This window comes from Paenibacillus pectinilyticus (assembly GCF_001700435.1).
GTDB classification, from domain to species: Bacteria; Bacillota; Bacilli; order Paenibacillales; family NBRC-103111; genus Paenibacillus_E; species Paenibacillus_E pectinilyticus.
On record NZ_LYPC01000014.1, the window covers coordinates 545,684 to 558,698 of the forward strand.

The window sequence follows — 13,015 nt, forward strand, 5'->3', positions numbered from 1 at the left end:
CACAGGAGGCAATAAGCTGGTAAAATTCAACAACGAAAGTAAATTGGTAGTCATAAAAGGAGGTTGCTCATGGGAAAAATCAAAAAATCTAATTTGATCTTGTTTTGCGTTTCAATTGTACTTGGCTTGTGTGTATCCATGCCAGGCCTAGCTAATGCTGCTACGATTCACGCTGGTCCACAATTTGTGGATGGCTATTATGCGGATCCCGATGTACAGAATTTTAATGGGACCTATTGGGTGTATCCGACTCGGGCGACTCAAGTGGGTGAGTCTGGCACTGGTGCAAAATCTGTGGACATCTTTTCTTCAACAGATATGGTCAATTGGACAAAATACGCAAATGTCATAAGTTCTGCCAATGTATCATGGATAGAAGATTCATTGTGGGCACCAAACGGGGCTTATCGTAATGGGAAATACTATATCTATTTTGCTGCTAACGCAATTAATGGCGATGGGCAATTAGGCGGAATAGGCGTTGCAGTGGCGGATAATCCACAAGGTCCTTATACCGATGCGATTGGCGCACCACTTATTAATGTTGTAAGAAATGGCGCAGGTCCAATGGATCAAGAAGTATTTATTGACGACGACGGTCAGGCTTATATGTATTATGGCAGTTGGGGCGAGTGTAATGTTGTAAAACTTAACGCTGACATGAAATCGCTAGGAACATGGCCAGATGGAACCGTCTATAAGAAAGTTACGCCAACTAAAAATGGCGATAATGATTATTTTGAAGGGCCTGATGTGTTCAAGAGAAACGGGATTTACTATATGACTTATTCTGCCGGTGTATGGGCAGATTCAACGTATAAGGTCATGTATGCAACTTCCAACTCTATAACAGGACCCTTTGTACCAAAAGGTATTATGCTGCATACGGATTCTACAACTGCAGATGGACCTGGTCATAATGGCATTATTAAATCACCTACGACAGATGATTGGTACATTTTTTACCATAAGCGTTATCTGACGAGTACACAACGCGTACTGTCCTATGATAAATTTGAGTTTAATGCAGATAATTCAATTATACCGGTCGAAATGGCAGTGGAAGACAACTTTGAGGACGGTAATGATACAGGGTGGACGAAATATGGTGGTACATGGACAGTATCAGGCGGTCAGTATAATGTGGCATCCAATCCGGGTGCCAAGGCTCTTCTGGACACCAAATTCTCAGATTTGATTTATGAAGCTGATGTGACACCAGGTTCAACCGGCGATGCGGGTCTGGTATTTAGGGCATCAAATCCTGGAACAGGCAGTGATGCTTACCAAGGCTACTATGCTGGGCTCGATGTTCCCAATCAGAGGGTGCTGATTGGGAAGGCAAACAACAACTGGACACAGCTTGCCACTGCTTCTATGAGCTTAGCGGCTAATACCAAGTATCATGTTAAAATTGTTGCACAGGATGAATTCATTAAAGTTTATGTTGGTGATATGACGACTCCTAAGATTAGTGTGACGGATTCAACCCATATTGGGGGGAAGGTTGGAGTCAGGACATATGATTCAACTGCAAAATTTGATAATATTTCAGTTCAAAGCAGTCAATATGAAACAGAAAATTTAAGTGTAAGCGCAACCTCGGGCGACAAACACGTCAATTTCGGAAATGGATCTAGTCCAGATACTAATCTGAGCGGTGGATATGGAACTTCGCTGGAAGCCAATGCCGTTAATGACTTTGTGACATATACGGTGAATGTGCCTGAGGCACGCAGCTATAGTGTAAGGGTTGGTGTAAAAACAGGAACTAACAGAGGGCAATTTCAGTTGTCGGTAAACGATATAGATCACGGTGCGGTTCAGGATTTATATTCAAGTACATTAAACTATGTGGAACTGAATGTGGCCAATATAACCTTCAGCTCGGCATGCAATAAATCCTTCAAGTTTAAAGTTACAGGTAAAAATGCTTCTAGTTCAGCATACAACCTGTTACTTGATTATATTAAACTAGTACCAAACTGATACAAGTATGAAAAGAGAACGGTTACTTAACCTGTCTGCATTGTGGTGGTAACGCTATCAGCAGTTAAGCTTGACACCTAGGCCCTGGCCTAGGTGCTTTTGCTTTGATGAGATTTTGCCAAATAAAAATTTAAATAATTACAAAATTAATTTATAAAAATCCATTTTATTAATTACAATTTAGAGTACTATTATTGAGATGAAGTATCTTAATAATAACTGGGATTCTCAACAATCATGGAGGTACTTATGAATCGTGTAATTATTGTAGATGATGAACCTTGGGCGATAAAGGGAATACGGAATGCTTTTAACTGGCATGAATATGGGTTTGAAATCGTAGGTCAATTTACAAGTGCCCATAAGGCCATTGCGTTTATATCCGAGGAATCTCCGGATCTCGTCTTTACAGATATTAGAATGCCTGATATTTCTGGCCTTGATCTTATGAGGATGACGAAAGACATGGGACTGGATGTTGATTTCGTTGTTGTAAGCGGTTTCGCTGAGTTCGCATATGCGCAGGAAGCGATCAGATATGGTGCGCTAGATTATTGTCTGAAGCCCTTAGATATGGAGTTGGCAGATCCCTTAATTGAAAAACTGGCTTTGCATTTCTCCAAGAAGCGAAGCGTTCGGAATAACCTTATTTTAGAGGCGCTTACGGCACCTGATAAAAGTGAATTAAAACGTTTGACGCCATTTTTTGATCGGATATCGGACGATTATTATTTACGTGTCGTTATCGTGTATACCGATAGTGAGAAAAAGGAGGGCCAAGCCATTAAGTTTGGCGAAAGGGGGCAAACCTTAGAAGTTGAATTTGGCTCAAGAAAGACATTGTACATTCTCAAAAGTGATAAGATTTCAGAGTTGGATGTTCAATTGGATGCTGCCCTATTCACAGCATCGAATATAAAATCAATAGGAATCAGCTCCATTTCTACAAATTACGATCAGATGGCCAAGCTAATTAAGGAATCCGAGCTTGCCGCTTCACACACATTTTTGAACGAAGAAAAAGGGATATTTGAATATGAGCCAAAACTTAATTTGGTTAATCCTTTTATAGATGGTATTGCTTCTAGTATGAAGGAGAATACGTTTGAAGACATGGATGACATCGCCCAGAGATTGATGTATTTCTTCTCATTTCATCATCTAGGCATGGGAGAAGTCGTTTATTTATGGAATCAAGTGGTCAGCACCTTGGTGGGCACCTATTACGAAGAGTTGAAGGACATGGAGCTTGATTTCCTCAATTACGCTGAACTGAAAGAACGATTTGAAAACTTTGAGTCCTTATGCAGTTATTTAAATGACATTTTCAACTACTTAAAACAACGAAACGGCCAGTCTATGTATGAAAGTGATAAGAATGTTTATTTTACCCAGATGGTGAAATACATCGACAATCATTATCAGGATGAGTTATATCTGAAAGATTTATCTGTCAAATTTCTGATTAACCAAGTGTACTGCTGCCAACTGTTCAAAAAAGTGTTGGGCAAAACCTTTTCGGAATATGTAACCGATCTGAGAATCAAAAAAGCTTGTGACCTATTGAAAAAAACGGAGTTATCCATTGAAGAAGTTGCAACAAAAGTAGGATATTCGGATTACTATTATTTCAATAAAGTGTTTAAGAAGCAGTGCGGGATAACACCTACGAAATTCAGGAAGAGTTGATCGGAGTGGGGACTTTGCAAATAAGTAGACTAAAACTTAAACATCAGATCTTACTCATATTTTTATTTTCGGTTTTCATATTTTCGATTATGGAATTTTATTCGTATTATAGCTTTTATAATTTAACTCAAAAGAGAGCTGTAAATTATGGAAATACGATCATAGAACAAACCCGCCAAAAGATCGATTCCGTTTTTAACGATATCAAAGTCAGTACCAATATAGCTGTTGATAATAAATGGGTACAAGAATTTACCATTGCCGATGATGATTATAAGAGGAGCTTTGATATTGGTACTTATGTCATTGACCTCATTGAAAATATGAGGTTCTTTAATTCCTATGTGAATGGCATTGTAATTACTGACAATCAAGGAAGAAAAATTTCCAGTTTAGCGACTGCTAATGGGGATATTATGTATTCAAATCCGTATATCCATTTTATTAATTCATTTATGAATGAGAATGTGACCACTGGTAAAGGGAAGTTTACAAACCTATTAAAGGATGAAAAAACAGGAAATGAATATTTCTTTTATATAGCACCCATTATTGAGGCGATTGGCGGGGTTCAATTTTCTGAAAAGACAGGCTATTGTTCCGTAAGCGTAAATATGGAAAAGATACAAGAGCTTGTTGAGAATACAGAATTGACGCCTAATTCGGCTCTGTATATCCTTAACAGCCGAAATGAGGTCATTGCGTCAAATCATACCAAATTACATAGCAATTTATTTAAAGAAATTCTTGCGATCGATAGTGAAAGTTTAACTAATGGGGTAAAAACCGAAATCAATGGGGAAGATGTCATCGTTCAGGCAAAAGGTTTGAGACAAGCGGACGAGTGGCGGATCGTAAGTATGATTCCGGTACATGAACTGACAACGGACATGAAGGCGATTAAGAATATTAGCATTATCGCAGGAATTGGAATCATTATAAGTATGATGATTTTGGGGTATTTTTTCTTAAACAATCTAACTCGACCTGTCATGGGGCTTGTCGCAGATATGAAAAAAATCGGTAATCGCGACAGGAGCTTTCGGGTGAAGGTACGTTCAACCAATGAAGTTGGCGTTCTGGCCTATGATATCAATAGGATGATTGATAATATGGAAGAGATGACGAGTCATGTTATCAGTACCCAGGCCAGATTATATGAGTCGGAATTGAGCAAAAAACAGGCGGAATTTTCTGCCTTACAAAGTCAAATCAACCCGCATTTCCTTTATAATACTTTAAATTGCATAAGCAGTATTGGACTTGAATATGGCAGCAAGGAAATTGCGCAGATTACGTCAAGTATGTCTAAGATTTTTCGCTATAGTATTGAAAAAAGCGAGCTCGTCCTCATAAGTGAAGAAATTCAATGTATTAAGGCCTATCTCAATATTATTTCCATTCGATATGAAAACAAGTTCTCTTTGGAAGTTGAGGTTGATGATAAGCTATTAGGTATGCAAACACCCAAAATGATCTTACAGCCCATTGTGGAGAATTCCGTCTATCATGGTCTTGAAAGTATGGATGTCGGAGGGAGATTGAAAGTAAGCGGCAATATGGACGAGAATGGAGATATATGTTTTCAAATCGCGGATACGGGGAAAGGGATAGGTCAAGATGAGCTGGAGCGCATGAAAACGAAACTGCATATGGCCTATTCGGAGAGAGTGAAACACAGTTTAGAAGGGAAAAACATTGGCCTTTCCAATATTAATAATCGGATAAAATTACTATTTGGTGAGGGTTACGGTGTCGAGATAGAGAGTCAACTTGGTAAAGGAACGACAGTGAGTGTTAAGATTCCAAGTATAGTGGAATAGTACAAATAGAACCCGCCAAAGATTGGTGGGTTCTGTCTGCGTAAAAATCATTTAACACGCCCAGATACGTACAGCGGCCTGCGGCATGCAATCGGTCATGCACAGTTCTACGCCACCACAATGGTTAATCGTCAAGATAACCGTACAACCTGTTCCCTCAACTTCATAGTGCACGCCCTCTGCCATGTTGACCACGATGTTAAAGGCTTGCTCGGCTTCACCGGCATAGCGGAATTCTGCCTGATACGCCGTATAGCTTTCATTAAAGGACTGCTGCAGCATCCAAACATTGAAACCAGTGGAGACTTTGCCAAGCTGGTAATAAGCAGCAAACCAATTAATGACCGGAGCCGACAACCCGCCGAAATGATGCCATCCTGCTCCTCGACCTGTTTGCACGATAAAGTGCTCATAACAGTTGTAGGTGGCCTCAGTCTCACGCTTCCATAAGTTTAAAGCGGTATCCGCGATGCGGAACGCAAGATCGGAGTAACCTAAATCGAGCATGGTTTTCCAGAAAAACCATTGATGCGGCATCCAAACCGCACCGTTCCAATAGCCATCCCCCCGATAATAAGGCGCGCTTTGGTCTACGGTGGTCAGCCCGATTGGCGTCCATAACCGTTTGTCATCAAACAGCGCGGCAACTAGGCGATCCGCACGCGATTGGGTACAGATGCCGGCTACTAGCGGGTAAAGCCCATCTATCCCCATGTTGTAATTGGCACCGGAGCTGTGCCGCAATGGACTTACAGGCTCCCCTTGCTTGTTATGCTCGACGTAGCCGTAATAACCGGCTTCTTCATCCCAGGCATGCTTTTCCAAAGCATGACGCCATCGTTCTATATCCTGTTCGTATTCCCTGATGTCTTCCTGCCAATTCTCCGACATCGCGGCAGCCATTTTCAGGATTTTGGCAATACGAATGGCTTGGCTCGTTGTTACAATTGGGGCAACGGTTGCTTCTAGCGTTTGCTCATGCACATATTTTTGCGGCGGATAGTCGTCCCAGCCCCCGGAATTATAGAAGTAATCCCATGTCTTAAGTAATCCGGAGCGCAGGATGCCAGTCGTAGAACCGTTAATTTTCCCCGCTAGGAACAAGTAATATTGACGTAATCGCGGATAAAAATGATGCAAGAAGGCGAGAGACTGCCCTTGGTTCCACAGCTCAAGAAATACATAATGCTGCACGGGCACCGGGCTGCCATGATGAATGAAGGCAGCCTGGTGGTCACCAGGTTCTGTCATATATGCGTTCAAGCAATCGATTGCGCGCCCTGCATCTAGATCAGAGAATCCGAGTGCGATAAACCCTGAATCCCATGTATAAAGGGAATCCCACCAGCGCCCTGGGGTACTATGGCGAATATACCTGCGTTTGGTGTAGACAGGGAAGACGGTATTGGTTAGCAGCGTAGCTCGGATAAGCTGCTGGCTAAACGCATAGGTACCACCGGTCGCATAGGAGGGAGGTGGAAGTAACTTCGCACGTTCAGCATGATAAATGGCTTCGCATTTGTCGTAGTCTAGCGAAGCCGCTGTTAGGGAGGCAAGCACTTCTTCGTACGTCCCCGAGATGACCATGCCATGAAGGATCTTCGATGAAGCGGGTACGACATGAATGGGACGCATGAATACGTTCGTAAAGTGACCCTTCCCATTCCCCTGCAAGACGGCATCAACATGATTATGCACCGTATGACGGGCATACCGATCGAGTTCGTCGTTTTTGTATTGTCGTATCTCTACATCAGGGTAATTCCACAAAAGACCGTAATGATACGGACTATCTTGATATCGAAGGATCAGGCTGCCGGGAACAGGTCCTTCCAGTAATTCGGGCTCGATGTGCCAGGGCCGGTCGATAAAGGCAACCTCCTCGCAAACGTCGTGCTCTAGTAGGGTAAAGCCGTCCAGCACGAAGGGGCCGGAGCCGCTAGCAGATAAGGAGAGCGAGAGATCTCCAGCTGCAAGTGTCCCGATCGGTACACGCACAACCCCCAGGGAGTTGGAAGCCTCTACATCGAATCGGTATGTCTGATGACCAATTTGAAGCAGGAGCTCACCGCTTTTATCCGTTTGGTAGCGCAGCACAAACACGCCGTTACTCAAAGACTCTGCGAGGTTAATCTCATAACGCAGCATGTCCCCTTGGTCGGCACCGAAGTTGCATCCGATTGCGGACCCTCCCGTAAAATGCTGACCTCGCATTTCACCTCGAAGAAAACCGTCATAGACCAAACCATCCGACGGCCGTGGGCGTGCGAAATTCAATTCGCTGTAATCTAACGCATCAACCCACACAGCGCCCTCGGGCAGCTGGGCAGCTGCAAATATCTGTACATCGCCGTGCCCGAGAAGGCGAGGCGGTTGAAGCGAAGCCATCCAGTGCAGGACCAAATTTTGCGGATGCTCGGATTGGTTCACCAAGGATACTCGAATCAGACGGCATTGATCGTCGATACGGCTAAAGGAAATGTCGGAATAGACGCGATCTTTCCATTCAAGCTCATGACGGTGGGAGAAGAAACTGTAATCCGCCGTTGCCTCCCAAGGATGATAGCCAGATTCCCACAGCACGCTGGGAATATCCATTTTTCTCCTGTAGAAGCCAGGCATTAAACTAAGATCAAAACGCAAGCCTCGCGCTTGATCGCTGATATGGGAGATACCCATGTATTGTTTGGTATAAGGTCCCCAAGCAGGCAGGCTAAGATCATGGTCACCCAGGCGTATATCGTTCTCAAGCATGGTTTATCGCTCCTTTGAAATGTAATCTCTTCTCTTTATTTTAAAAGAGTACATGCCAAAATGCCTCTTGATATAAGCCATAAATATCTTGAAATCGGACATTCATGATATGATAAGACTAACTATGAAGTGCAGGAGGATCCCCGTGCCAGTCAATTTGAAAGCTTACGATAAAGAACATGTGGAGTATGCCGATCCCAATTTTCGGATTAAAATATGGACCCTACATCATCCTAGTCAACCATCCGATCAATATGGGCCCTGGCACTATCATGAAGAGGTAGAGTTGATCGCGGTGCTGCAAGGTACTCTGACGATGGAAACAACACATCTCAGTTATCATCTGCGGGCTGGTCAAGTAGTGATGCTGGGCTCTAATGAACTGCACAGATCCCATAAACATGGGCATGACGACCTGCTCTATATCGTGTGTCATGTGGATATGGCAGCATTCATGGATCCATCTTTGCTTCCGTATCTCGCTGCATTTACCGGCCGCTCAGCCAATTTAACACAGCTCAATGACACGCTGCGCAAATATCCAGCAAGCATACAGGTTGTTCACCAACTGATCCATGAAATGCTGCTCGATATGACCACACAACAGCGGGGCTATGAGCTCGCCATTAATGCTAGCTTGAAAAAGCTCATGTACACCTTAATTCAAATTGATGATGCCCATATCATAAAACCAATGGATCCACAGCTAGCGGAAAAATTGCGGCCTGCCCTTGTTTATATTGAACAACAATTGGAATTTCATTTCCAAATTTCGGATATCAGCAACAAGCTGAACTATAATAGCAGCTATTTTGCCAAGCTGTTCAAGAAAGGAATGGGGATGACGTTTACGTCCTACATCCAGATGCGCCGAATGAAACGAGCAGAGCAACTCTTGCTAACAGAGGCGTGGTCTGTAACTGAAATTAGCGGCAAAGTAGGGTTTACCAGTCCGGCCCAATTTTATCAATTATTCAAAAGGCATTTCGGCTGCTCGCCGAGGCAGTTTGTTGAGAAACGGACCCTCCCATCACCATAAATTAGAGGTGTAGTAACGTATCCATTCATTCGCCTTCTCGGCTGTCAGGTCAGTAAGGGGTCTATTTCTTTTATTTCATACTTTTGAACTCTAAATTCTGTTTATAGCCAAGAAAATAGTTTGAAATCTTGATTGACATAAAGTAATGGGATGGACTAATATCTAAGTAAGCGCTTTTATAGTACTGGAAAACGTTTGGGTGTGTTTGGATACCTTGGTTGGAATGAAGGAGCTGTGTGAATTGCCTACACTTAAAGATGTTGCAGATTTGGTCGGTGTCTCTATTTCAACAGCCTCGCGTGTTGTGAGAAATGATACAAGCAGACATATTAATCCGGAGACAAAAGCTAAAGTATGGGAAGCTGTGCGTCAACTGGATTACACTCCGAATGAGTCGGCACGCCACTTAGTAAATAAACAGAAGGCTGGGAAAAAGCAGACGAAACAAATCGGCTGTATTATTCAAACGGCCCGTATTAATGACGATCATCCTTATTATTCACCTATAATTACCTCGTTTACTAAAAAAATATTGGAGTCAGGGTATTCTCTGGCATTCATCCATACTTCTGATGAACTTGCCGATGACGCGCTACTGCATAAATGCGTTCACGAGCTTCAAGTGGATGGAATTATTATTGTAGGTGAAGTAGGATCAGCCATTCTAGATTTTCTACAGAAGACTGAAGATTTGAAATTGATTGGGATCTGTACGAGCGGTACAGAAATTACAATGGTAGACTACGACCGCATTCATGCGACGAAATCGGCTGTTGACCATTTAATCGATCAAGGTCATCGATCTATTGGTTTCGTCGGCGGACCGGGACATACTGGAGAATTGAGCAGCGAAGAGAGATTTCAGGGGTATAAATTCGCTATGTATGATGCAGGAATCCCCTTAAATAAAGACTGGATCATCGACACACGGTGGGAAATTGACCGTAGTTATGAACGTGTGATGGAGCAGTTAAAGCAGACAGATGTTGAACGGCCAACCGCTATTTTCGCGGCCAGTGATCAATTGGCGATTCCGGCTATGCGCGCAATAATTGAGAGCAAGTTGCGCATACCAGAGGATATTGCTTTTATTTCAATGGATAACATTGATTTCGCCCAATATACAACGCCGCCGCTTTCCTCGGTTCATGTGCCCAAAGTAGAGATCGGCATGACAGCTGCTGCAACACTGCTGGATATGTTAAAAGGCGAACAGCCGCAACTGTCCAAAGTGCTATTGCCACATAAATTAATGGTGAGACAATCGTCTATCTACAAAATAAATTAATTTTTTTTAAAATGTTGGATAACGTTGTCCGACATTTGGTGCCAAATTTAAACTCTTTGAAGGGGGTGAGTCTTTCCTTACCGGCCGTACTAATTCGACATCGTTATATTACTTTCAAGTTCTTTCACAAATAATGAAAAGGGTGATCGGAAAATGGTGAAAATGTCTAAAAAAGTGGCTATCTTATCAATGCTTGCGTCTACAATGGTTGTAGTAAGTGCATGTGGAGGTTCTGGTTCATCCACCTCGACCTCATCGACAATGCCATCAGGTGATGCGAAAGCTGCTACTGCTTCTACAAAAGAGAAAGTAACAATCACTTATGGCGGTTGGGGACTTGATACGATGACAGATGTCATTAAAGATTTCAATGCAACCCACCCGAATATTGAAGTCAAAGCTGAGAATACACCATACAAGCAATATTTCACCAAATTAGAAACGGCTGCGCAAGGCGGGACAATGCCTGATGTGCTTTGGATGAACGGTCCAAACTTTATTAAATATGCTGACAATGGCATGCTAAAAGATTTGTCTGATAATATCAAAAAGGATCAACTAGATCTGAAAAATTATCCTTCATCGCTCGTTTCTCTGTACAGCCTAAATGGTAAATATTACGGGATTCCCAAAGATTACGACACCATTGGATTATGGTATAACAAGAAACTATTTGATGCCAAAGGTGTTCCTTACCCTGATGCTACTTGGGATTGGAACAAATTGACGGAAGCGGCTAAAAAATTAACGGATCCTGCTAAAGGGATTTATGGTTTCGCTGCGCCCTTGATGAACCAAGAGGATTTTTACAATACCATTCTTCAAGCCGGCGGCAATATTATCTCTGACGACCATAAGAAGTCAGGTTACGATCAACCTGAGGCTATCGAAGGTTTGAAATTTTTAACGGATCTGATTCAAGTCCATAAAGTATCGCCAACACTGGCTCAAATGACAGAAACGGCTCCTTCGGATATGTTTACTTCCGGTAAGCTGGCGATGTACTTCGACGGTTCATGGGCAGCTTTCACTATTAATCAGAATGCTGATATGAAAAATTATGCCGATGTAGCGCCACTTCCTAAAGGGAAGAAACAAGGTGTCGTCATTCACGGACTTGGTAATGTGATCTCTTCAAAAACGAAGCATCCCCAAGAAGCATGGGAGTTTGTGAAATTTTTAGGCTCCAAACAAGCTGCAGAAATTGCTGCCAAACAAGGGGGGGCTATTCCAGCGTTTAAAGGGAGCGAATCTGCTTGGTTAGCTGCATTCCCGCAATATCATGCTCAAGCTTTTATCGACATGGCATCATATGCAACACCATATCCGGTGTCCAAGAATACATCCGTATGGAATACGTATGAAACCGATATCTTGAAAAATGCTTGGACAGGTGATAAACCGGTAGCTGATGCTGCCAAAGAGCTCGGAGCCAAAATGAATCAAGCGTTAGCTGCAGAGAAGTAAGTCTTGGGAGTAGAGATTCGCGAAACAAAAACGAGCGAATCTCTCTCTTTTAATTCACTCATTGGAGCGTGAGTACTCATGCGAATCAGCACGAAACGTCTATCCGATTGGATGTGGGCGTACATCATGATCACACCATTAATGCTCGGTTTACTAGTTTTTTATATTTGGCCCGTGTTCCAGACGTTTTATTTTTCTTTCACCGATTGGGGCGCTTTCGGAAATTACACATGGTCTGGATTAGCGAATTATAAAAGGCTTTTCACGGATAAAGATCTTCTATACGCTTTACGCAACACAAGTATTTACATTATCACGGCTGTTCCGATTGGCATTATATTATCTATTGTATTAGCTGTACTTCTGAATCAGAAGGTAAAGGGGCTATCCCTATATCGAACCCTGTATTTTCTACCGGTTGTGACGATGCCAGCAGCAGTAGCGATGGTTTGGAAATGGCTTTATAATTCCGACTTTGGTCTTATTAACTATATGCTGGGGCGTTTATCAATCACAGGACCACACTGGTTGACCGATAATCGAACAGCGTTAATGTCTATTATTATTGTTGCCATTTGGAGTACTATCGGCAGCCATATGATTATTTTCTTGTCTGGTCTTCAAGGCATCTCTGTTTCGTATTATGAAGCCGCATCGATTGATGGTGCAGGCGCATTCACCAAATTTACAAGGATTACTTTGCCTCTTTTGACTCCAACTATATTTTTCGTCATGGTTACCTCTCTAATCGGCGCTTTCCAGGTATTCGATTATATTTATATGATGGTTGGCGATATAGTCATGGAATCGACGCAGTCCGTTGTTTTCTTATATTACAAATATGGGTTTCTTCAAAATAGCAAGGGATACGCTTCTTCTATCGCCGTGATGTTATTCGTCATCATTATGATCATTACGTACATTCAAATGAAAATTCAGAAGAAATGGGTTCATTACGAATGAAAG

8 protein-coding genes are annotated in these 13,015 nt (G+C 42.5%); 7 read left to right on the forward strand and 1 reads right to left on the reverse strand.

Annotated features, from left to right (window positions below; all coding sequences use genetic code 11):
• Positions 1-69 precede the first annotated feature (69 nt).
• The 3 genes from A8709_RS09675 to A8709_RS09685 all read left to right on the forward strand — a co-directional run bounded on the left by A8709_RS09675 (position 70) and on the right by A8709_RS09685 (position 5,501).
• Entirely contained in the window at positions 70-1,989 is a 1,920-nt protein-coding gene (locus A8709_RS09675; protein ID WP_065852153.1) for a family 43 glycosylhydrolase, read from the forward strand.
• A gap of 249 nt (positions 1,990-2,238) precedes the next feature.
• The gene (locus A8709_RS09680; protein ID WP_065852154.1) at positions 2,239-3,678 is read left to right on the forward strand and encodes a response regulator transcription factor; all 1,440 of its coding nucleotides are present in this window, start codon (positions 2,239-2,241) and stop codon (positions 3,676-3,678) included.
• A gap of 5 nt (positions 3,679-3,683) precedes the next feature.
• On the forward strand, positions 3,684-5,501 hold the full coding sequence (locus A8709_RS09685) for a sensor histidine kinase (RefSeq protein ID WP_244163142.1): 1,818 nt from the start codon (positions 3,684-3,686) through the stop codon (positions 5,499-5,501).
• A gap of 51 nt (positions 5,502-5,552) precedes the next feature.
• Here A8709_RS09685 and A8709_RS09690 read toward each other — a convergent pair whose 3' ends face one another.
• Positions 5,553-8,255, reverse strand: a complete 2,703-nt coding sequence (locus A8709_RS09690; protein ID WP_065852155.1) for an MGH1-like glycoside hydrolase domain-containing protein — start codon at positions 8,253-8,255, stop codon at positions 5,553-5,555.
• Between the two features lie 145 nt (positions 8,256-8,400).
• Between A8709_RS09690 and A8709_RS09695 the strand changes: the two genes are divergently transcribed.
• From A8709_RS09695 to A8709_RS09710, 4 genes are all read left to right on the forward strand, one after another.
• Complete coding sequence (locus A8709_RS09695) at positions 8,401-9,294, forward strand: AraC family transcriptional regulator (protein WP_065852156.1); 894 nt, start codon at positions 8,401-8,403, stop codon at positions 9,292-9,294.
• 241 nt (positions 9,295-9,535) lie between these two features.
• Complete coding sequence (locus A8709_RS09700) at positions 9,536-10,582, forward strand: LacI family DNA-binding transcriptional regulator (protein ID WP_167357044.1); 1,047 nt, start codon at positions 9,536-9,538, stop codon at positions 10,580-10,582.
• A 174-nt stretch (positions 10,583-10,756) separates the two neighbouring features.
• Positions 10,757-12,049 carry an ABC transporter substrate-binding protein gene (locus A8709_RS09705; RefSeq protein ID WP_244163143.1) on the forward strand — a complete coding sequence of 431 codons (1,293 nt, stop codon included), beginning with the start codon at positions 10,757-10,759 and terminating at the stop codon, positions 12,047-12,049.
• A 78-nt stretch (positions 12,050-12,127) separates the two neighbouring features.
• Complete coding sequence (locus A8709_RS09710) at positions 12,128-13,012, forward strand: carbohydrate ABC transporter permease (protein WP_065852157.1); 885 nt, start codon at positions 12,128-12,130, stop codon at positions 13,010-13,012.
• The last annotated feature ends 3 nt before the right edge of the window (positions 13,013-13,015 follow it).